This window comes from Streptomyces sp. NPDC049813, assembly GCF_044465085.1.
In the GTDB taxonomy this organism is placed as follows: domain Bacteria; phylum Actinomycetota; class Actinomycetes; order Streptomycetales; family Streptomycetaceae; genus Streptomyces.
Window position 1 is genome coordinate 248002 of the sequence record NZ_JBITLI010000004.1, and the last position, 20658, is coordinate 268659.

Consider the following 20658-nt stretch of genomic DNA (forward strand, 5'->3'; position numbering starts at 1 on the left):
TCACTTGCCGACGCGGGAACCTTCCAGCAGCGCGGCGGCCTCGGCGCGCAGGTCGCGGCGGAGCTCCTTGGGCAGCGAGAAGGTGATGGACTCCTCGGCCGCCTTGACGATCTCCACGTCCGCGAAGCCGCGCTGCGCCAGGTACTCCAGGACCTCCTCGACGAGGACGTCGGGGACGGAGGCACCGGAGGTCACGCCGACCGTGGTGACGCCCTCCAGCCAGGCCTCGTCGATCTCGGAGGCGTAGTCCACCAGGTGCGCGTCCTTCGCGCCGGCCAGCTTGGCGACCTCGACGAGCCGGACGGAGTTCGAGGAGTTGCGCGAGCCGACGACGATGACCAGCTCGGACTCGGCGCCCATCTGCTTCACGGCGAGCTGACGGTTCTGCGTGGCGTAGCAGATGTCGTCGCTGGGCGGCGAGACGAGGCCGGGGAACTTGGTCTTCAGGGCGTCGACCGTCTCCATCGTCTCGTCCACGGAGAGCGTGGTCTGGGAGAGCCAGACGACCTTGGAGGGGTCGCGGACCTCGACCTTGTCGACGTCCTCGGGGCCGTCCACCAGCGTGATGTGGTCGGGGGCCTCGCCGGAGGTGCCGATGACCTCCTCGTGGCCCTCGTGGCCGATCAGGAGGATGTCGAAGTCGTCGTTGGCGTAGCGGATCGCTTCCTTGTGGACCTTGGTGACCAGCGGGCAGGTCGCGTCGATGGTGGCGAGCTTGCCGCGCTCGGCCTCCTCGTGGACGGTCGGGGCGACGCCGTGCGCGGAGAACATCACGATGGCGCCCTCGGGGACCTCCTCCGTCCGCTCGACGAAGACGGCGCCCTTCCGCTCCAGGGTCTGCACGACGTACTTGTTGTGCACGATCTCGTGGCGGACGTAGATGGGCGCGCCGTACTGCTCCAGGGCTTTCTCGACGGCGATCACGGCACGGTCCACACCGGCGCAGTAGCCACGGGGGGCGGCGAGCAGGACGCGGCGGGAGCCAGTCGTAGCAGTCATGCCCCCATCGTAAGGCCGCATCCAGGAGGCCGGAGATCCCCCACATGGGGAGACTGGAGGCCCGCGTTCTACGGAGGCACGATGTCCGCACCAGCCGCCCCCGAGGTCCCGGACGGCGCGCTCCGCCGGGACCTGGGCTTCCGGGACCTTGTCGTCTACGGGCTGCTCTTCATCGCCCCCATGGCGCCGGTCGGCGTCTTCGGCACCCTGGACGCGAAGTCGCACGGCGCGGTCGCGCTCGTCTATCTCGTGGCGACGGTCGCCATGGCCTTCACTGCGTTCAGCTACGCGCAGATGGTGCGGGTCGCTCCCCGGGCGGGGTCGGTGTACGCCTACGCGCGCGTGGGGCTCGGGAAGGGGCCCGGGTTCATCGCGGGCTGGATGGCGATGCTCGACTACCTGCTGATCCCGGCGGTGGCGTACCTCTTCTCGGGGATCGCCATGAACGCGCTGGTGCCCTCGGTGTCGCGCTGGGTGTGGACGGCGCTCGCGGTGCTGATCACGACGCTGCTGAACCTGTGGGGCGTGCGCGCCGCGGCCCGGGTCGGTTTCGCGGTCCTCGCGCTGGAGATCGTGGTGCTGCTGGTCTTCGTGGTCTCGGCGGTCGTGGTGCTGGCGCGGGACGGCGCGCAGCGGGACTGGCTGTCGCCGCTGACCGGGGACGGCACGCAGGGCGCGTTCGCGCTGTCGGCGGTGGTCGGCGCGGTGTCGGTGGCCGTGCTGTCGTACCTGGGCTTCGACGCCATCGCCACGTTCGCGGAGGAGGTGACGGGCGGCTCGGCGAAGGTGGCGCGGGCGGTGCTGTTCTGCCTGGCGTTCACGGGTGTGCTGTTCGTGGTGCAGACGTACCTGGTGGCGCTGCTGGAGCCGACGACGTCGGCGCAGCTGGCGGCCGATCCCGGCAAGCAGGGGTCCGCGTTCTACGACGCCGTGGACGCGTCGGTCGGCGGGTGGCTGCACGACCTGGTGGCGGTGAGCAAGGCGATCGGCGCGGCGTTCGCGGCGCTGGCCGGGCAGGCCGCGGCGGGCCGGCTGCTGTTCGCGATGGCCCGGGACCGGCGGCTGCCGAAGGCGCTGTCGCGGACGAACGCGGGGGTGCCGCGCGCGGCGCTGCTCATCGCCGCGGTGATCACGCTGGTCGCGGCGGTGTGGGCGGCGCGGCGCGACGACGGGATGGACCACCTGGTGTCGGTCGTCGACATCGGCGCGCTGACGGCGTTCACGCTGCTGCACGCCAGCGTGGTCGGCTATTTCGCGGTACGCCGCCGGGGCGAGGCGCTGAGCTGGTGGCGGCACCTGCTGGTACCGGTGCTGGGCGCGGCGATCACGGTCGCGGTGATCGTGGAGGCGTCGGGCGCGGCGCAGGTGGTGGGCGCGGTGTGGCTGGTCGTGGGGCTCGTGGTGCTGGTGGCGCAGCGGGGGCGGGCGGCGGACCCGGCGTGAGGGAGCCGCGGCCCGCCCCGGGGGGGGCTGCGTGTCAGCGGTGAGGTCCCGGCCCGGACTGGGCTGGGACGGTCCTGGCCGGGGTCAGCGGTGGCGGCCGTTCCTGCGCAGGCGGGTGAGGGCGACGATGCCGGTGCCGGTGGCGACGAGGGCCGCCGCGATGCCGCCGAGGATCTGCGTGGCGTGCCGGTCGGCGCCGGTGTCGGCGAGTCCGGGGCCGGTCGGGCTGGGGCTGCCGGGCCTGGTGGGGGCCGGGCGCGTGGGCGTGCCCGTGTGGCCGGTCGGTGTCGGCTCGGTGGGCGTCGGCGTGGGGGTCGCCGTCCAGTCGTCCGACGATTTCGTGGGGGTGGGGGTCGGCGTCGGCGTGGGCGTCGGTTCGTCCTCGCACCGGACATTCCCGTCGAACGGGTGGTAGTGGATCTCCCCCGCGTTCGTCGTGTTGCCCCCGACGGCCGCGGTCGAGCCCTGGACCAGGGACTTCACGATGACGTCGCCCTCGATGTTCGACGGGTCCAGGTCGATGAACTCCGCGCTGGGCGCGTAGATGGTGCCCTCGATCTCGTCGCCGTCGGGGTTGGTGATCCGGGTGGCGTCCGGGAAGTCCCACAGGATGTGCGTCTGGGAGTTCCCGACCCCGGCCATGGTCGGCGCGTGCCACGTGTAGTCGCCGCCCTCCGCGTCGGTGTCCACGACGAACACCAGCGGCGCGGCGGCCGTGGGCTGGTTGAGCAGCGTCAGGGTGGAGATGTTGTCGAGCATCTCGCCGGTGAGGTGCAGCACGTTGGTACGGCCGGGGTCGAGCCGCAGTTTGATCTGGGAGCCCGGGGCGATGGTGGTCTGGTCGGGCAGCGGATCGCCGTTGCCGTCGAGCAGGGTGACGTTGTTCGCGCAGGTTGCCATCGCGTGGGCGCGGTCCCGGTACGTGCTGAAGAGGCCGGGGAAGTCCATCAGGTTCGCGGGGCCGACCTTCGCCGCGGCCTCGTGCGTCGTCAGTTCGATCCGGGGTGTGGCGTCGTAGGGGTCGCCGGCGGCGTCGACGTGCGTGTTGACGGAGGCTCCGTTGGAATCGGTGTCCAGGGCGTGGCCGCCGGTCATGTCGCCGATCTTCACGTAGCCGTTCTGGAGGACCTTGAGGACACCGGCCGGGTCGCTCTCGTCGTAGCGCACCTGGCCGCCGACGAGCAGGGCCGTGGGGCGAGAGTCGCCGGGGGCGGTGAAGGTGCCGGGGGTGTTCAGGGAGACGTTGTAGCCCGCGCCGAAGCGCAGGTCGCCGCCGACGGCGACGGGGCCCTCGGACTCGGTGCTGCCGAGGTAGGCGTCCTCCTCGGTGACGACGCCGAAGCTGTTGTTGCCGGCGACCGGGTTGCCCAGCGAGACGGCGGCCCGCGGGGCGGCGACGGGCGCGGAGTTCACCGGCCCCGCGGTCAGCAGCAGTCCGCCCGCGCAGACGGCGCAGGTCGCCGCGACCGGAATTGCTGTTCTGATCACTTTTGTCATACCGGCAGACGCTAGGGACGTCGTCGCCTCGGGCCGGGGAGTCACGCCGCGGACCGGGGCCAGAAGTACCCGAGTGCCCCACATGGCCGCCGAGTGCCCCGCCTGGCTGTCGGTGGCGGCGACTACCCTCGCGGCATGGCTGCCAACACGTCCCCGGACGCCCCGCTCCCCGTGGGCGAGGTCTCCCGTCTCATCGGCGGATGGATCGACCGGCTCGGCGCCGTGTGGGTCGAGGGCCAGATCACCCAGCTGTCCCGCCGGCCCGGCGCCGGTGTGGTGTTCCTGACGCTGCGCGATCCGTCGTACGACATCTCGGTCGCGGTCACCTGCTACCGGCAGGTGTTCGACGCGGTGGCGGACGTGGTGCGGGAGGGTTCCCGGGTCGTCGTGCACGCGAAGCCGGAGTGGTACGCGCCGCGGGGGCAGCTCTCCCTGCGCGCCGCCGAGCTCCGCCCGGTCGGCGTCGGCGAGCTGCTCGCGCGGCTGGAGCAGCTGAAGAGGTCGCTGGGCCAGGAGGGGCTCTTCGCCGCCGACCGCAAGAAGGCGCTGCCGTTCCTGCCGCAGCTCATCGGCCTGGTCTGCGGCCGCGCGTCGGCCGCCGAGCGGGACGTGCTGGAGAACGCGCGGCACCGCTGGCCCGCCGTCCGCTTCGAGGTGCGCAACGTGCCGGTGCAGGGGGTGCACGCCGTGCCGCAGGTCGTCCAGGCCGTCAAGGAGCTGGACGCGCTCGACGACGTCGACGTGATCGTCGTCGCGCGGGGCGGCGGCAGCGTGGAGGATCTGCTGCCCTTCTCCGACGAGCAGCTGATCCGGGCGGTCGCCGCGTGCCGGACGCCGGTGGTCTCCGCGATCGGCCACGAGCCGGACACGCCGCTGCTCGACCTGGTCGCCGACCTGCGCGCCTCGACGCCGACCGACGCGGCGAAGAAGGTGGTGCCGGACGTCGGCGAGGAGTACGAGCGGGTGCGCTGGCTGCGCGACCGGGCCCGGCGCAGTGTCGAGGGGTTCCTCGACCGTGAGGAGCGCGGGCTGACCGCGGCGCTGTCGCGGCCGTCGATACAGGACCCGCACCGCATGGTCGAGGCGCGCGAGGAGCAGGTCGCGGCGCTCGCCGGACGGGCCCGCCGCACCCTCGGCCACCTGCTGGACCGCGCCGAGTCCGACCTGACGCACACGCACGCGCGCGTGGTCGCCCTCTCCCCCGCGGCCACGCTCCAGCGCGGGTACGCGGTCCTGCAGAAGGCGGACGGCCACGTGGTCCGCGCCCCGTCCGAGGCCCCGCCCGGCGAGCGGCTGCGGGCCCGGGTCGCGGAGGGCGAGCTGACGGTGGAGGTGACGGACCACGACGATGCCGCCCTGCCGGGCGCCGATCCCGGGACGACCGCCACCACGGCCCCGAAGGTCGGCGCGCCCTCGGCACCCGGCACCGCCACGCCGGAGGCCGGCGCACCCGTCGAGGCCGACACCACCACGACGGACGACGGCACGCCCGTCGAGGCCGACACCGCCACGACGGATGACGGCATCCCGGAGGGCGCCGTAGCCCCGGCGGGCGACGTCGCTACCGGAGACGGCGCCGACCCGGCCGACGGCACCACCCCGGAAGGCGCCGCAGCCACGGCGGACGACATCGCCACGGGGCACGGCGCCAACCCGGCGAACGGCACCACCACGCCGGAGGCCGGCACGCCCGTCGAGGCCGACACCGCCACGACGGATGACGGCATCCCGGAGGGCGCCGTAGCCCCGGCGGACGACGTCGCTACCGGAGACGGCACCAACCCGGCGAACGGCACCACCCCTGAAAGCGCCGCAGCCCAGGAGGGCGGCGTCGCCGCAGGAGACGACGCCACTCCGCCGGACGGCGCCGCCAGGACCGATCACGGCACCACCCCGGCGGACACCCCCGTCGCGCCCCCCGGCGGAGACCCAGCAGACCCCACCGGCACCCCCGCGCAGGAGCGCGTGGGTGCCGGTGCCGACGAGATCCGGCACGACCGGGCGTGAGGACGGACGACACCACGATGGCGACGACGAAGACGGCCGACGAGGCCCTCGGCTACGAGCAGGCGCGGGACGAACTGATCGAGGTCGTCCGGCGGCTGGAGACCGGCGGCACCTCCCTGGAGGAGTCGCTCGCCCTGTGGGAGCGGGGCGAGGAGCTGGCGAAGGTGTGCCGGCGCTGGCTGGACGGCGCGCGGGCCCGGCTCGACGCGGCGCTGGCCCAGGAGGGCGACGGTGAGGCGGCCCCCGAGGAGGAGTGAGGCGGGAGTGAAGAGGGTCACCCAGGGTTTGGTTGAAAGTTGAACCTCATCCGCGTACTGTCGTCCCAGCGGCCGATCCGGACGGATCGGATCACCCCGGCCGCCACGTCCGTACCGAGAAGGTTGATCGATGTCCCTCGTTCTTGACCCCGCCGCCCAGGACCTGCTCTTCCGCGAGGCCCGCACCGCGAACACGTTCACCGACGAGCCGGTGACCGACGAGCAGGTCCAGGCGATCTACGACCTGGTCAAGTTCGGCCCGACCGCCTTCAACCAGTCGCCGCTGCGCGTCACGCTGGTCCGCTCCCCCGAGGCCCGCGAGCGCCTCGTGCCGCTCATGGCCGAGGGCAACCGGCCGAAGACCGCCGCCGCCCCGCTGGTCGCGATCCTCTCCGCGGACAACGAGTTCCACGAGGAGCTCCCGGCCCTGCTCCCGCACTTCCCGGCCGCCAAGGACGCCTTCTTCTCCGAGCGCCCGGTCCGCGAGCAGGCCGCGCTGGTCAACGCCACGCTCCAGGCCGGCTACTTCATCGTCGGCGTGCGCGCCGCCGGTCTGGCCGCGGGCCCGATGACCGGGTTCGACTTCGCCGGCGTCCAGAAGGAGTTCCTGGACGACGACCACACCCCGCTGATGATCATCAACATCGGCAAGCCGGGCGAGGACGCCTGGTTCCCGCGCTCCCCGCGCCTGGAGCTCGACCAGGTCATCACGACCGTCTGAGGTCCCCCGCACACGAGAAGGCCCCGGCAGCGACCGCCGGGGCCTTTCCCGTGCGCCCGCGGCTCCACAGGAGCCGCGAGGGCCCGCCACGGCTACGAGGCGTCGCCGCCCGCGTCCCGCTTCAGCTCCAGCGCCTCGGCCATCTTCGTCAGCTGACCGAAGCCCGCCGTGCCGGTCACCAGCGTCGTGGAGCCCTTGCTCTTCAGTACCAGCGCGTCGTACTTGTCGCCCTCGTAGCGCTGCCACGTACGGCCGTCGATGGTCTGCGTGCGGCTGGTCTCCTCGGCGCCCTGGCTGGCGTCGTCGATGAACCGGACCGGCTTGTCGGTCGACTGCTCGATCGCGACGTACTCGGTGTCCGGGTCGAGGAAGCCGAGGTGCCAGGCCTCGTTCGGCTCGCCCTGGTAGCGCACGGACGTCGGCTTCCAGCTCTTCGGCAGCCCCGTGGGGGCGGCCACCGGGTACGAGGCCGCGCGCCGGGCCGTCAGCAGCTCGATGCGGTAGTCCACGCGCTTGACCGGCGTCTCCTTGGAGGCGTCGTGCGGGATGAACGCGTACGCGACTCCGGCCGCGACGACGCAGACGCCGAGCGAGAGGACCAGGCTGCCGACCGTCTTCTTGCCATTTCTTCCTGCCACGCGCCCCATCGTCGCAGGTGTCCCGACGATCAGTGGCGGGAGGTCCCGGAACCCGCCGCCGGGCCCGCACCGGTCCGCTCATCCGTGGGGTGGTCTGCTCAGATTGTCATACGGACGATAGAGTCCCCTCCATAACCCTCATCCGGCCGTCGTCGTATCCCGGTGGAACGCCGGAACAGAAAGGTGCGTCTCGATGACCGAGCAACACCAGCTTCCGTCCGAACTCGAGGTCCCCTCGGAGGCCCCGGACCGCAACCTCGCCCTGGAGCTCGTCCGCGTCACCGAGGCCGCGGCGATGGCCGCCGGCCGCTGGGTCGGGCGCGGCGACAAGAACGGCGCGGACGGCGCGGCCGTGCGGGCCATGCGCACCCTCGTCTCCACCGTGTCGATGGACGGCGTCGTCGTCATCGGCGAGGGCGAGAAGGACGAGGCGCCGATGCTGTTCAACGGCGAGCGGGTGGGGGACGGGACGGGCGCCGAGTGCGACATCGCCGTCGACCCGATCGACGGCACGACGCTCTGCGCGAAGGGCATGCCGAACGCGATCGCGGTGCTCGCCGCCGCCGACCGCGGCACGATGTTCGACCCGTCGGCCGTCTTCTACATGGACAAGCTGGTGGCCGGGCCCGAGGCCGCCGACTACGTCGACATCAACGCGCCGGTCTCGGTCAACATCCGCCGGGTCGCCAAGGCGAAGAAGGCCTCGCCCGAGGACGTCACCGTCGTCATCCTGGACCGGCCGCGCCACGAGGGCATCATCAAGGAGGTCCGGGAGACCGGCGCCCGGATCAAGCTGATCTCCGACGGCGACGTCGCGGGTTCGGTGCTCGCGGTGCGCGAGGACTCCGGCGTCGACCTGCTCCTGGGCATCGGCGGCACCCCCGAGGGGATCATCTCGGCCTGCGCGATCAAGTGCCTGGGCGGCACGATCCAGGGCAAGCTGTGGCCGAAGGACGACGCGGAGCGGCAGCGGGCGCTCGACGCCGGGCACGACCTGGACCGGGTGCTCTCCACGGACGACCTGGTCTCCGGGGAGAACGTGTTCTTCGTCGCCACCGGCATCACCGACGGCGAGCTGCTGCGCGGGGTGCGCTACAGCTCCGAGACGGCGACCACGTCGTCCCTGGTGATGCGCTCCAAGTCCGGCACGATCCGGCAGATCGACTCCCAGCACCGGCTGAGCAAGCTCCGGGCGTACAGCGCGGTCGACTTCGACCGGGCCAAGTAGGACGCCTCCGACGCCGCCACGCGCGTACGTGATCGGCGCCGCCACGCGCAGACGTGATCGGGGGCGCCCCGGCCCAGGGCGCCCCCGATCACGTACGCGTACCGGCTATCCGGCGGCCGCCACCGTGGGGGCCGCCGCCTTCTGCAGTTCGACCTCGCGGCGGCGCCTGCGGGCCAGGACGACGCGGCGCTCGGCGGCGGTGAGGCCGCCCCACACACCGTACGGCTCCGGCTGGAGCAGGGCGTGCTCGCGGCACTCGACCAGGACCGGGCAGCGGGCGCAGACCCGCTTGGCCGCCTCCTCGCGGGAGAGCCGCGCGGCGGTCGGCTCCTTGGACGGGGCGAAGAAGAGGCCCGCCTCGTCGCGCCTGCACACGGCCTCCGTGTGCCACGGTGCGTCCTGGTCCCTGTCCCCCACGGGCACTCGCTGGGGCGGTACGGCGGCGACCTGCAGGGACTGATGCGGCGGATGCAGCACGGTCTACTCCTGACGACGGCTTACGACGGCTTTCGCGAGCGAGAGACGATGCAGCAAGCTCTACCCGCTGTGTCGGCGCCTATGCACTGAGTTCCGAAGCGCGGAAGTACGCACGTGCACAGGGGAGTTGCACAGGGGAGTTCGCCGTCGGCGCGGTCCGGTCAGTCGAGGTGCTTGCGCAGCTGCTTGTCGACATACCGGCCGACGTAGCGGTGCAGATCCTGGATGATCTTCCCGCGCTTGGGGCGCGCCTCGATGTTGCCGAGGACGGCGACGCCCTCGACGTGGACGACCGGTGCCGCGGGGTCCGCCGCCTCCAGGGTGTCCACCTCGAAGTTCCCGAGGACGCCGCCGCCGCTGCCGCGCAGCGAGATGTTCTGGGGGACGCGGATCTCCACGTTCCCGAAGACCGAGACCGCGCGGATGTAGACCTGCGGGTGCTCGAAGATGGCCTCGCTGAGGTCGATCTCGATGTTGCCGAACACGGCGTACGCGTGCGTGCGGCGGCCCACCCGCCAGCGGCCCTTGCGGGTGGTGGCGCTGAACACCGCCACCAGGTTCTCGCCGGGGACGGCCGGGATCGTGCCGGGCGCCGCCGGGCGGGGCGCGGGGCCGGCCGCCGCGGAGCGGGCCGCGTGCGCGCCGGGCAGGTCCCGGACCAGGGGCTCCAGCTCGCCCAGCGTCTTGGCACGGTAGACGCCGTCGATCCGCTCGGCGTGCTCCTGGGCGTCGAGCCGGCCCTCGGCGAGCGCCTCGCGCAGGATGTCCGCGATGCGGTCGCGGTCGGCGTCGGAGGCGCGCAGGTCGGTCGGCTCCGCCGCGGGGGCGCTTGGCTGGGGGCGCTTCTCAAGGTCCACGACAGCAGCGTACCCAAACGCGATAGATCGCGACTAGGGGCCGTGGCGTTCGATCCGGGTCGACTGAGCCTTACCTCACAGACCCGGCGCTCCGGCCGGGTTCTACGCTGGACGCGCGCTGCCGATGAATGCCAGCCGCTGTCTGCCGAGTGAGGAATGGGCGAGATGCCTGAGTTCGCGTACACCGATCTGCTCCCCCAGGGCGAGGACACCACGCCCTACCGCCTGGTGACCGCCCAGGGCGTCACCACCGCCGAGGGGCCGGACGGCCGTACGTTCCTGAAGGTCGAGCCGGAGGCGCTGCGCAAGCTCGCCGAGGAGGCCGTCCACGACATCCAGCACTACCTGCGCCCGGCCCACCTCGCGCAGCTGCGCCGCATCGTGGACGACCCGGAGGCGTCGGGCAACGACAAGTTCGTCGCGCTGGACCTGCTGAAGAACGCCAACATCGCGGCGGCCGGCGTGCTCCCGATGTGCCAGGACACCGGCACCGCCATCGTGATGGGCAAGCGCGGCCAGAACGTGCTCACCGAGGGCGAGGACGAGAAGGCGCTCTCCAAGGGCATCTACGACGCCTATCAGAACCTGAACCTGCGCTACTCGCAGATGGCCCCGCTGACCATGTGGGACGAGAAGAACACCGGCTCGAACCTGCCCGCGCAGATCGAGCTGTACGCGACCGACGGCGGCGCCTACAAGTTCCTCTTCATGGCCAAGGGCGGCGGCTCGGCCAACAAGTCGTTCCTGTACCAGGAGACGAAGGCCGTCCTGAACGAGGCCTCCATGATGAAGTTTCTGGAGCAGAAGATCCGTTCGCTCGGCACGGCCGCCTGCCCGCCGTACCACCTGGCGATCGTCGTCGGCGGGACGAGCGCCGAGTACGCGCTGAAGACCGCCAAGTACGCCTCCGCGCACTACCTGGACAACGTCCCGGCCGAGGGCTCCGAGCTGGGCCACGGCTTCCGCGACAAGGAGCTGGAGGAGAAGGTCTTCGAGCTGACGCAGAAGATCGGGATCGGCGCGCAGTTCGGCGGCAAGTACTTCTGCCACGACGTGCGCGTGGTGCGCCTGCCCCGGCACGGCGCCTCCTGCCCGGTCGCCATCGCCGTCTCCTGCTCGGCCGACCGCCAGGCCGTCGCGAAGATCACCGCAGAGGGCGTCTTCCTGGAGCAGCTGGAGACGGACCCGGCGCGCTTCCTGCCGGAGACCACCGACGAGCACCTCGACGAAGCGGGCGACGTCGTCTCCATCGACCTCAACCAGCCGATGGACGCCATCCTCGCCGAGCTGACCAAGCACCCCGTCAAGACCCGGCTCTCCCTGACCGGCCCGCTGGTCGTGGCCCGCGACATCGCGCACGCCAAGATCAAGGAGCGCCTCGACGCGGGCGAGGAGATGCCGCAGTACCTGAAGGACCACCCGGTGTACTACGCGGGCCCGGCCAAGACGCCCGAGGGCTACGCCTCGGGCTCCTTCGGGCCGACCACGGCCGGCCGCATGGACTCCTACGTCGAGCAGTTCCAGGCCGCCGGTGGCTCCAAGGTGATGCTCGCCAAGGGCAACCGCTCGCAGCAGGTCACCGACGCCTGCGCCGCGCACGGCGGCTTCTACCTCGGCTCCATCGGCGGCCCGGCCGCCCGCCTCGCGCAGGACTGCATCAAGAAGGTCGAGGTCGTCGAGTACGAGGAGCTCGGCATGGAGGCCGTCTGGAAGATCGAGGTCGAGGACTTCCCGGCGTTCGTCGTCGTCGACGACAAGGGCAACGACTTCTTCCAGAACCCGGCGCCCGAGCCGACGTTCACGCACATCCCGGTGCGCGGCCCCGGCCTCGCCTGACCGCGGCCGGACGGGTCCCGCGGCGCGGGACCCGTCCGGCGCAGCTCCGGGAACACCTCGCCGCGGCCCCGTGCTGTACGAGGTATGACTGACTACCGGATCGAGCACGACTCCATGGGCGAGGTGCGGGTGCCCGCCGACGCGAAGTGGCGGGCCCAGACCCAGCGCGCCGTGGAGAACTTCCCCGTCTCGGGGCAGCGCCTGGAGCGCGCCCACATCGAGGCGCTGGCCCGCATCAAGGCGGCGGCCGCCCAGGTCAACGCGGAGCTCGGCGTCCTGGACGAGGACATCGCGCGGGCCATCGCGGAGGCAGCCGCCGAGGTCGCCGAGGGGCGCTGGGACGAGCAGTTCCCGGTAGACGTTTTTCAGACAGGATCCGGCACCTCGTCCAACATGAACACCAACGAGGTGCTCGCCACGCTGGCCACCGAGCGCCTCGGCCGGGACGTCCACCCGAACGACCACGTCAACGCCTCGCAGTCGTCGAACGACGTCTTCCCGTCGTCGATCCACATCGCGGCGACCGCCGCCGTGACCCACGACCTGATCCCCGCCCTGGAGCACCTGGCCGCCGCCCTGGAGCGCAAGGCGGCCGAGTTCGCGGACGTGGTGAAGTCCGGGCGTACGCACCTGATGGACGCCACGCCGGTGACGCTCGGCCAGGAGTTCGGCGGATACGCGGCGCAGGTCCGCTACGGCGTGGAGCGGCTCACCGCGTCCCTGCCCCGGCTGGCCGAACTCCCGCTGGGCGGCACGGCGGTCGGCACCGGGATCAACACCCCGGCCGGTTTCTCCGCCGCCGTCATCGCCGAGGTCGCGCGGGCCACGGGCCTGCCGCTGACCGAGGCCCGCGACCACTTCGAGGCGCAGGGCGCGCGCGACGGGATCGTGGAGACCAGCGGGCAGCTGCGCACCATCGCGGTCGGCCTGACGAAGATCGCCAACGATCTGCGCTGGGCGGCGTCCGGCCCGCGCACCGGGCTCGCCGAGATCAGCCTGCCGGACCTGCAGCCCGGTTCGTCGATCATGCCGGGCAAGGTCAACCCGGTCATCCCCGAGGCCACGCTGATGGTCGCCGCGCAGGTCATCGGGAACGACGCGACGGTCGCCACGGCGGGCGCCGCCGGCAACTTCGAGCTGAACGTGATGCTGCCGGTCATCGCGAAGAACGTCCTGGAGTCGGTCCGGCTGCTCGCGAACGTGACCCGGCTGCTCGCCGACCGCACCGTCGACGGCATCACCGCCAACCGCGAACGGGCCCGCGAGTACGCCGAGTCCTCCCCGTCCGTCGTCACGCCGCTCAACAAGTACATCGGCTACGAGGAGGCCGCCAAGGTCGCCAAGAAGTCGCTCGCCGAGCGCCGCACGATCCGCGAGGTCGTCCTGGAGGGCGGGTACGTGGAGCGCGGCGACCTGACCGAGGAGCAGCTCGACGAGGCGCTGGACGTGCTGCGGATGACCCGCCCGTGACCCCGGGGGCACCGGGTGGCCGGATGACGTGTTTCGTGACCCGGACCGCAGCGTCGTATGCCAACGGCACCTAATATCTGCCCATGACAGACGCGGGCCGGACCGACGGCGAGGGTGGCGGGCGATGGGTGCCCGGGAAGCCGATCCTGTGGCGCTATCGCGCCAACGGGAGCACGGACTTCCACATCTGTCGGCCCGTCACGGTCGTCCAGGACACCGCCGACCTGCTCGCCGTGTGGATGGCGCCGGGCACCGAGTGCGTGAAGCCGGTCATGGCCGACGGCTCCCCGGTGCACCGCGAGCCGCTCGCCACCCGCTACACCCGGCCGCGCGCCCTGCGCCGCGGCCGCTGGGCCGGGGCCGGGGTGCTCAAGCTGGCGCGGCCCGGCGAGCCCTGGTCGGTGTGGCTCTTCTGGGAGCCGGACTGGTCCTTCCGCAACTGGTACGTGAACCTGGAGGAGCCGCGCACCCGGTGGTCGGGGGGCGTCGACTCCGAGGACCACTTCCTCGACCTGTCGGTGTACCAGGACCGCAGCTGGCGCTGGCACGACGAGGACGAGTTCGCCCAGGCGCAGGCGGTTGGGCTGATGAGCGCCGAGCGGGCCGCCGGGGTGCGGGCGGCGGGGCGCCGGGCGGTCGCGGTGATCGAGGCGTGGGGGCAGCCGTTCTCGGACGGCTGGGAGCACTGGCGGCCCGATCCGGCGTGGCCGGTCCCCGAACTGCCCACCGACTGGGACCGTACGCCCGCGCACGTGTCCTCATGAGACCCTTGATGCGCCCCCGGGGGGAAAACGTAGGATCGTCCTCCGCAACAGCGCACAGTGCCGCGAAGAGATGCAGGAAAACGCTGTCCGACCGCAACTCTTCGCGTCTCCAATACGTCTGACATAGGTCTGACACGATGTCACCGAGGTCATCGAGGGGCGGCTGGACCGTGAACGTGGGTGGAGCGCACAGGCCGGGCGGGGCGGACGGGTCCGGACCCGCGCGTCCCGCGGCCGCCGTGCCCACCGCCGCCGGCCGGTGGCCGGTTGCCGCTGCCCCCGGCCGGGACCGGACCGGCCGACCGGGAAATTCCGTTCCCGGGGCACAGGATGCGGGTATCCGGTCTCCTGCGGGACGAACCGCGCCAGGTCGTGCGCGACGCGGACTTCGAGATCACCGGGGAGGAGACGGACGCGTACGCTCCCGCGAGCGCCGACGCCTCACCCGAGCACGAGCTGTTCCTCAACTGCCGACGCACCGGCCAGTGACACGGCGCGCAGCCCCGGACGGACGGATTCGACACGCGTGACGGAGCACCCGACCTCCCACGAAGGCCGCCACCACGGCACGGCGGCCCGCCCCGCCGATCCCCGCGGGGCCCTGCGGCGTACCCCGGGGGCCTCCGTGGCCCCCGCGGGCGACGGTCTGCCGCAACAGCCGCGCCGCTCCCCCGCGCCCTCCCCGGCCCCGGCCGACGCCGAGCACACCCAGCCGCAGTCGCCCTCGCCCGAGCCGGTGCGTCCCTCGGGCCCGCCGGAGGGCGGTGAGCGGCGCACCGGCCTGCCGCGTCCGGCCGGACAGCCCACGGCGATGCGCCGCGACGGCGACCGGCTGCGCTTCGTCGGCGCCGCCACCCGCCGGATCGCGCGCGGCATCGACCTCGACGAGATCGTGATGGGGCTGTGCCGGGCGACGGTGCCGACGTTCGCGGACGCCATCCTCGTCTACCTGCGCGAGCCGCTGCCGGTCGGCGACGAGCGCCCGACCGGGCCGATGGTGCTGCGGCTGCGCCGCACCGACCGGGTGCCCGACGCCATGGACGACACCGACACGGACGGCGTGCCGGCCGCGACGGTCGTCGTGCCGCCGATCGAACTGGCACCGGACAGCGCGGAGTTGTGCGAGGTGCGGGCCGGCGGCGCGCTGGCCGAGGTGCTGCGCGGCGTGCGGCCGGTCTTCGCCGACTCGCCCGCGGCGCTCGCCGCCCTGCCCGAACTGCTGGGCGGGGAGCGGGCGGTGCCGACCGGGCGCCGCGCGATCCTGGCGCCGCTGCGGGGGCGGCGGCGGGTGATCGGCGCGGCGGTCTTCCTGCGCCACCCCAACCGCCCGGCGTTCGACGGCGACGATCTGCTCGTCGCCGGCCAGCTGGCCACGCACAGCGCGCTCGGCATCGACAAGGCCGTCCTGTACGGGCGCGAGGCGTACATCGCGGATGAGTTGCAGCGCACGATGCTCCCCGAGACGCTGCCGCGCCCGACCGGGGTGCGGCTCGCCTCCCGCTATCTGCCCGCGGCGGAGACGGCCCGGGTCGGCGGCGACTGGTACGACGCGATCCCGCTGCCGGGCAGCCGGGTCGCGCTGGTCGTCGGGGACGTCATGGGCCACTCGATGACCTCGGCGGCGATCATGGGTCAGCTGCGCACCACCGCGCAGACCCTGGCCGGGCTCGACCTGCCGCCGCAGGAGGTGCTGCACCACCTCGACGAGCAGGCGCAGCGGCTCGGCACGGACCGGATGGCGACGTGCATGTACGCCGTGTACGACCCGGTCTCGCACCGCATCACCATCGCCAACGCCGGGCACCCGCCGCCGGTCCTGCTCCATCTCGGCGGGCGCGCCGAGGTGCTGCGGGTGCCGCCGGGGGCGCCGATCGGCGTGGGCGGTGTCGACTTCGAGGCGGTCGAGCTGGACGCCCCGGCGGGCGCGACGCTGCTGCTGTACACCGACGGGCTCGTCGAGTCGCGGCTGCGGGACGTGTGGACCGGCATAGAGCAGCTGCGCGAGCGGCTCGCCGCGACCGCCCAGCTGACCGGCCCCGACCACCCGCCGCCGCTGGAGGCGCTCTGCGACGACGTCCTCGACATGCTGGGCCCCGGGGACCGGGACGACGACATCGCGCTGCTGGCGGCCCGCTTCGACGGGATCGCGCCGAGCGACGTCGCGTACTGGTTCCTGGACCCGGAGGACGCGGCGCCCGGCCGGGCCCGGCGGCTGGCCCGCAGCGCGCTGTCGCGCTGGGGCCTGGAGGAGATGACCGACTCCGTCGAGCTGCTGGTGAGCGAGGTCGTCACCAACGCGGTGCGGTACGCCTCGCGTCCGGTGACGCTGCGGCTGCTCCGGACCGACGTGCTGCGCTGCGAGGTCGGCGACGACGTGCCGCAGCTGCCGCGCCAGCGCCAGGCCCGGGCCACCGACGAGGGCGGCCGCGGCCTGTTCCTGGTCAACCGGCTGGCCCGGCGCTGGGGAGCGACCCGGCTGAGCACGGGCAAGGTCGTCTGGTTCGAGCTGGCACGGCCGGGCGGCGGGGCCTGAGCCGGCTCCGTGAGGAACGGCGCCGGGCGCCCCCGCCGCACCGGCGGTGACGCGCTAAGGCCGGTTGTCGCCTCTACCGTCGTCAAGGCCTTCCGCCGGGTTCTCCGGAATGCCCCAGGTGGGCGAACCCGAGCCGGTGGGCGGCGCCGGGGTGTCCGAAGGGCCGCCGGACGGCGACTCGCTCGTCGGGGTCTGGGACGGGGTCGTCGGGGTGGAGGGCGGGGGCGTGGAGGACGGCGTGCGGCTCGGCGGGGCCGAGCTGGTGGGCGGCGTCGTCGGCGGGGCCGGCGCTGTCGTCGTCGGCTGGACCGCGGCACCCATGTCGGTGTCCAGGTCGAACTTGGCCGAGGCGCTGGACGCGTTGAAGGTGTAGGCGGCCCAGATCCGGGCGGGGAAGCTGCCGCCGTCGACGCGGCCGCCGCCCGCGGCGCCCTGCATCGAGACGTGGCCGCCCTTGCCGACCTTCACCGGCTTGTCGGTCCCGCACTGCGTGGTGCCCGCCTCGGCGGCCTCACCGAACAGACCCACGGAGGTGACGAGGTCCGGGGTGTAGCCGGTGAACCAGGCCGACCTGTTGCAGTCGGACGTACCCGTCTTGCCCGCCACCTTCTGACCGGCGCGCGCCGGGTTGTTGCGTACCGACTCACGCGCCGTGCCGTCGTCGACCACTCCGGTGAGGACCGAGGTGACCGAGTCGGCGGCGCCGCGGCTGATGACCTGCTCGGCAGCCGGCTTCGGCAGCGGGATGTCCTCGCCTTGCTTGGTCACGGACTTCACGATCCTCGGGGTGACCTGCTTGCCGTGGTTGTCCAGGGTCGCGTAGACCCCGGCCATCTCCAGCGGGCTCGCGCCCATGGTGCCCAGGGTCTGCGCCGCATACGGCTTGAGGTCGCCGTCGTCCATGCCGAGCTTGTTCGCCGTCTCCATAACCTGCTCCATCCCGACATCGGCGCCCATCTGGGCGAAGACGGAGTTGATGGACTTGTTCATGGCGGTCTGCACGGTGACGTCGCCGTAGCTGTGGTCGTCCTCGTTCGGCGGGGCGAAGCCGACCTTCTTGCCGTCGGCGACGACGGGGCGCCTGTTGGTGCCGTCGTAGACGGTGCTCGCCTTGATCGACTGGTAGTTCTGCGTCTTGGCGTTGTTCTCCAGGGCGGCCGCGAGGATGACCGGCTTGAAGGTGGAGGCGGGCTGGTAGTCGGTGCGCGTGGCGTTGTTGGTCCAGTGCTCGCTGACGCCTCTGCCGCCGTACATGGCGAGGATCCTGCCGGTCTTCGGATCGACGGAGACGGCGCCCGCCTGGACAGCCGCGTCGGTCTTGTCGCTCTTGGGGTGCAGCTTGTCCGTCAGCTGCTGCGCGACCGACTTCTCCAGCTGCTTCTGCTTCTTGCGGTCGATGTTGAGGGTGACGGTGTAGCCGCCCGCACCGAACTGCTCGTCGGTGAGGTTCAGCTCCTTCTTGACCTCTTCCTTGGCCGCCTCGTAGAGGTAGCCCTCCTGGCCCTGGAGCCCGGCGGCGGCCTTCGGCTGCTTCGGCACGGGGAACTTCATGCCCTGGCGGTCGCTCGCGCTGATCCAGTGCATGTCGACCATGTTGTCCAGGACGTAGTTCCAGCGCTGCTTGGCCAGCTCCTTGCCGGTGTCGGAGGCGAGCGCCCAGTCGTACTGGTTCGGGGCCTGGAGCAGCGCGGCGAGGTAGGCGCCCTGCTCGACGGTGAGCTTCGAGGCGTCGACGTGGTAGTAGGCCTGGGCGGCGGCCTGGATGCCCCAGGAGCTGCGGCCGTAGAAGCTGGTGTTGATGTAGCCGGCGAGGATCTCGTCCTTGGACTTCTTGCGGTCGACCTTGAGCGAGATGACCAGTTCCTTCAGCTTGCGCGTGACGGTCTGGTCCTGCGTGAGGTAGTAGTTCTTCACGTACTGCTGGGTGATGGTCGAGCCGCCCTGCTTGCCCTTGCCGGTGACCGTGTTGAGGACGCCGCGGGCGGTGCCCTTCAGGTCGACGCCCTTGTCCTTGTAGAACGTCTTGTTCTCGGCCGCGACGAAGGTGTGCTGGACCTCCTTGGGCACGTCGGACAGGTCGACGATCTCCCGGTTCACGTCGCCGACGCGGGCCAGGGTCGTGCCGTCGCTGTACTTGTACACGTTGCTCTGCATCGTGGCGTCGGAGTTGCCCTCCGGCACGTCGATCACCATGTACAGCACGACGAACGCGCCCATGATCAGCAGTACCAGCCCGAAGAACGCTCCGAGGAGCTTCTTCCAGGTGAAGAAGCGGCGTATGCCCGACGGCCGCGCCGCGCGCTTGCGCGCATTTCTCGCATCCGCTCGGCCCATGACCTCAGTTGCTCCGCTTCTCGTTCGTGACCAGGTCTCGTTTCCGTGCACTTCCGTGCCGAATCAGCTCATGAAGCTAACACCGCGACTTAAGGCAAAACCGTGCCCTTCCGGTCATTTCCGGACGTGACAATCAGCACCTACCCCATGGGAACCGACGATCCAGGGGTGCGGATGGTTGCCGGGCGCGCTAAAGTGATATCACTTTGCTAGACAGGGTCCGGGGCCCGACGGCCACGAACCTCCAGCTCACAGAGACGGGGACCGCCATGTCCGAGACCGACGCCACACCAGACGTCCCGACCATGCCCGCGGCGCGTGTGCGCGAGTTCACGGCGCACAGCATCGGCGGCGGGCTCGCGCTGCTGCTCGGACTGCTCGGCCTGATCGTCGGCGTGGGCCTGGTCGTCCTGGGCGCCACGCTCACCTCGACCAGCGGCGCCGTGCAGGCCGTCCTCGTCGCGCTCGGCATCCTGACCGGGATCGCCTCGCTCTTCGCGATGGGCGGCCTGAACATGGTGGCGCCCGGCCAGGCCCGCGTCGTGCAGCTCTTCGGCCGCTACCGGGGCACGATCCGCGAGGACGGGCTGCGCTGGGTCAACCCGCTCACCTCGCGCACCAAGATCTCCACGCGTGTACGCAACCACGAGACGGCCGTCCTCAAGGTGAACGACGCCTACGGCAACCCGATCGAGCTGGCCGCGGTCGTCGTCTGGAAGGTCGAGGACACCGCGCAGGCCACGTTCGAGGTCGACGACTTCCTGGAGTTCGTCTCCACGCAGACCGAGGCGGCCGTGCGGCACATCGCCATCGAGTACCCCTACGACGCGCACGACGAGGGCGGGCTCTCGCTGCGCGGCAACGCCGAGGAGATCACCGAGAAACTCGCGGTCGAACTGCACGCGCGGGTCGAGGCCGCGGGCGTGCAGATCATCGAGTCCCGGTTCACGCACCTCGCCTACGCGCCCGAGATCGCCTCGGCGATGCTCCAGCGGCAGCAGGCCGGGGCCGTGGTCGCCGCCCGCCGGCTGATCGTGGACGGCGCGGTCGGCATGGTCGAGGACGCCATCGCCCGGATCAGCGAGCAGGACTTCGTCGCGCTCGACGAGGAGCGCAAGGCGGCGATGGTCAGCAATCTGCTGGTCGTGCTCTGCGGGGACCGGGCCGCGCAGCCGGTGGTCAACACGGGGACGCTCTACCAGTGACCCCGCCACCGCCTCCGGCGCGCAAACAGGTGCTGCTGCGGCTCGATCCCGCGGTGTACGAGGCGCTGGCCCGCTGGGCCGGGGACGAGCTGCGGTCCGCCAACGCGCAGATCGAGTTCGTCCTGCGCAGGGCTCTCGCCGAGGCGGGGCGGCTCCCCGGGTCGGCGGGGCCGATCCCTCGGCGTGGGCGGCCGCCCACGAACTCGGCCGAGAACGACCCGTCGGCGGCCGACCGCTGAGTCGGGCTGGTCGCGCAGTTCCCCGCGCCCCTGAAAGGCATGCGGCTTCGCCGCTGCCTCAGGGGCCCGTTAGCCCACGGCCGATGAGATGGCGCACGTAGTGCGCATCTCGGGGGCGCGGGGAACTGCGCGAGCAACCACGACGGCGCCGCA

General features: G+C 72.1%; 17 protein-coding genes and 1 pseudogene. 12 read left to right on the forward strand and 6 right to left on the reverse strand.

Features of this window, described 5'->3' with window-relative positions:
- Positions 1-999: a 4-hydroxy-3-methylbut-2-enyl diphosphate reductase gene (locus tag ACIBW6_RS11515; RefSeq protein ID WP_399059033.1), complete on the reverse strand. Its 999-nt coding sequence runs from the start codon at positions 997-999 to the stop codon at positions 1-3.
- A gap of 81 nt (positions 1000-1080) precedes the next feature.
- On the opposite strand from ACIBW6_RS11515, the gene ACIBW6_RS11520 reads away from it, so the two are divergent.
- Positions 1081-2442: an APC family permease gene (locus tag ACIBW6_RS11520; protein WP_399059034.1), complete on the forward strand. Its 1362-nt coding sequence runs from the start codon at positions 1081-1083 to the stop codon at positions 2440-2442.
- Between the two features lie 84 nt (positions 2443-2526).
- Here the strand turns inward: ACIBW6_RS11520 and ACIBW6_RS11525 are convergent, their stop codons facing one another.
- Positions 2527-3939, reverse strand: a complete 1413-nt coding sequence (locus ACIBW6_RS11525; protein ID WP_399059035.1) for a collagen-binding domain-containing protein — start codon at positions 3937-3939, stop codon at positions 2527-2529.
- Between the two features lie 135 nt (positions 3940-4074).
- Between ACIBW6_RS11525 and xseA the strand changes: the two are divergent.
- The 3 genes and pseudogenes from xseA to ACIBW6_RS11540 all read left to right on the forward strand — a co-directional run.
- Positions 4075-5274, forward strand: a pseudogene (xseA, locus tag ACIBW6_RS11530) (exodeoxyribonuclease VII large subunit); the annotation flags it as partial.
- Positions 5275-5963: 689 nt separating this feature from the next.
- Positions 5964-6203: an exodeoxyribonuclease VII small subunit gene (locus tag ACIBW6_RS11535; RefSeq protein WP_399059283.1), complete on the forward strand. Its 240-nt coding sequence runs from the start codon at positions 5964-5966 to the stop codon at positions 6201-6203.
- Between the two features lie 130 nt (positions 6204-6333).
- The gene (locus ACIBW6_RS11540; protein WP_399059036.1) at positions 6334-6924 is read left to right on the forward strand and encodes a malonic semialdehyde reductase; all 591 of its coding nucleotides are present in this window, start codon (positions 6334-6336) and stop codon (positions 6922-6924) included.
- 92 nt (positions 6925-7016) lie between these two features.
- Here the strand turns inward: ACIBW6_RS11540 and ACIBW6_RS11545 are convergent, their stop codons facing one another.
- On the reverse strand, positions 7017-7562 hold the full coding sequence (locus ACIBW6_RS11545) for a DUF4245 domain-containing protein (protein ID WP_399059037.1): 546 nt from the start codon (positions 7560-7562) through the stop codon (positions 7017-7019).
- A 193-nt stretch (positions 7563-7755) separates the two neighbouring features.
- On the opposite strand from ACIBW6_RS11545, the gene glpX reads away from it, so the two are divergent.
- Positions 7756-8790, forward strand: coding sequence for a class II fructose-bisphosphatase (gene glpX, locus ACIBW6_RS11550; protein WP_399059038.1), 1035 nt, complete (start codon positions 7756-7758; stop codon positions 8788-8790).
- A 105-nt stretch (positions 8791-8895) separates the two neighbouring features.
- On the opposite strand, the gene ACIBW6_RS11555 is transcribed toward glpX, so the two are convergent.
- Both ACIBW6_RS11555 and ACIBW6_RS11560 read right to left on the reverse strand, forming a co-directional pair.
- Positions 8896-9267, reverse strand: a complete 372-nt coding sequence (locus tag ACIBW6_RS11555; RefSeq protein WP_399059039.1) for a WhiB family transcriptional regulator — start codon at positions 9265-9267, stop codon at positions 8896-8898.
- Between the two features lie 161 nt (positions 9268-9428).
- Positions 9429-10124 (reverse strand): DUF1707 domain-containing protein, encoded by a 696-nt coding sequence (locus ACIBW6_RS11560; protein WP_399059040.1) that lies wholly within the window; start codon positions 10122-10124, stop codon positions 9429-9431.
- Positions 10125-10289: 165 nt separating this feature from the next.
- Here ACIBW6_RS11560 and ACIBW6_RS11565 point away from each other — a divergent pair, with 165 nt between their 5' ends.
- The 5 genes from ACIBW6_RS11565 to ACIBW6_RS11585 all read left to right on the forward strand — a co-directional run bounded on the left by ACIBW6_RS11565 (position 10290) and on the right by ACIBW6_RS11585 (position 16727).
- Positions 10290-11960, forward strand: a complete 1671-nt coding sequence (locus ACIBW6_RS11565; protein WP_399059041.1) for a fumarate hydratase — start codon at positions 10290-10292, stop codon at positions 11958-11960.
- A gap of 84 nt (positions 11961-12044) precedes the next feature.
- A complete protein-coding gene (locus ACIBW6_RS11570; protein ID WP_399059042.1) occupies positions 12045-13430 on the forward strand; it encodes a class II fumarate hydratase in 1386 nt (461 codons plus the stop codon).
- An 83-nt stretch (positions 13431-13513) separates the two neighbouring features.
- Complete coding sequence (locus ACIBW6_RS11575) at positions 13514-14194, forward strand: DUF402 domain-containing protein (RefSeq protein WP_399059043.1); 681 nt, start codon at positions 13514-13516, stop codon at positions 14192-14194.
- Positions 14195-14524: 330 nt separating this feature from the next.
- Positions 14525-14683 (forward strand): hypothetical protein, encoded by a 159-nt coding sequence (locus tag ACIBW6_RS11580; RefSeq protein ID WP_399059044.1) that lies wholly within the window; start codon positions 14525-14527, stop codon positions 14681-14683.
- A 37-nt stretch (positions 14684-14720) separates the two neighbouring features.
- Complete coding sequence (locus tag ACIBW6_RS11585) at positions 14721-16727, forward strand: SpoIIE family protein phosphatase (protein WP_399059045.1); 2007 nt, start codon at positions 14721-14723, stop codon at positions 16725-16727.
- A 54-nt stretch (positions 16728-16781) separates the two neighbouring features.
- On the opposite strand, the gene ACIBW6_RS11590 is transcribed toward ACIBW6_RS11585, so the two are convergent.
- Positions 16782-19061 (reverse strand): transglycosylase domain-containing protein, encoded by a 2280-nt coding sequence (locus tag ACIBW6_RS11590; protein ID WP_399059046.1) that lies wholly within the window; start codon positions 19059-19061, stop codon positions 16782-16784.
- Between the two features lie 269 nt (positions 19062-19330).
- Here ACIBW6_RS11590 and ACIBW6_RS11595 point away from each other — a divergent pair, with 269 nt between their 5' ends.
- Both ACIBW6_RS11595 and ACIBW6_RS11600 read left to right on the forward strand, forming a co-directional pair.
- Positions 19331-20266, forward strand: coding sequence for an SPFH domain-containing protein (locus ACIBW6_RS11595; RefSeq protein ID WP_399059047.1), 936 nt, complete (start codon positions 19331-19333; stop codon positions 20264-20266).
- Positions 20263-20505, forward strand: coding sequence for a hypothetical protein (locus tag ACIBW6_RS11600; RefSeq protein ID WP_399059048.1), 243 nt, complete (start codon positions 20263-20265; stop codon positions 20503-20505). Before ACIBW6_RS11595 ends, ACIBW6_RS11600 begins: the two co-directional genes overlap by 4 nt.
- Positions 20506-20658 lie beyond the last annotated feature (153 nt).

Bases quoted from the DNA above. Each gene is read 5' to 3' on its own strand.
- ACIBW6_RS11515 (WP_399059033.1), bottom strand. From the start codon at position 999: ATGACTGCTACGACTGGCTCCCGCCGCGTCCTGCTCGCCGCCCCCCGT.
- ACIBW6_RS11520 (WP_399059034.1), top strand. From the start codon at position 1,081: ATGTCCGCACCAGCCGCCCCCGAGGTCCCGGACGGCGCGCTCCGCCGG.
- ACIBW6_RS11525 (WP_399059035.1), bottom strand. From the start codon at position 3,939: ATGACAAAAGTGATCAGAACAGCAATTCCGGTCGCGGCGACCTGCGCC.
- ACIBW6_RS11535 (WP_399059283.1), top strand. From the start codon at position 5,964: ATGGCGACGACGAAGACGGCCGACGAGGCCCTCGGCTACGAGCAGGCG.
- ACIBW6_RS11540 (WP_399059036.1), top strand. From the start codon at position 6,334: ATGTCCCTCGTTCTTGACCCCGCCGCCCAGGACCTGCTCTTCCGCGAG.
- glpX (WP_399059038.1), top strand. From the start codon at position 7,756: ATGACCGAGCAACACCAGCTTCCGTCCGAACTCGAGGTCCCCTCGGAG.
- ACIBW6_RS11565 (WP_399059041.1), top strand. From the start codon at position 10,290: ATGCCTGAGTTCGCGTACACCGATCTGCTCCCCCAGGGCGAGGACACC.
- ACIBW6_RS11570 (WP_399059042.1), top strand. From the start codon at position 12,045: ATGACTGACTACCGGATCGAGCACGACTCCATGGGCGAGGTGCGGGTG.
- ACIBW6_RS11575 (WP_399059043.1), top strand. From the start codon at position 13,514: ATGACAGACGCGGGCCGGACCGACGGCGAGGGTGGCGGGCGATGGGTG.
- ACIBW6_RS11580 (WP_399059044.1), top strand. From the start codon at position 14,525: ATGCGGGTATCCGGTCTCCTGCGGGACGAACCGCGCCAGGTCGTGCGC.
- ACIBW6_RS11590 (WP_399059046.1), bottom strand. From the start codon at position 19,061: ATGGGCCGAGCGGATGCGAGAAATGCGCGCAAGCGCGCGGCGCGGCCG.
- ACIBW6_RS11595 (WP_399059047.1), top strand. From the start codon at position 19,331: ATGTCCGAGACCGACGCCACACCAGACGTCCCGACCATGCCCGCGGCG.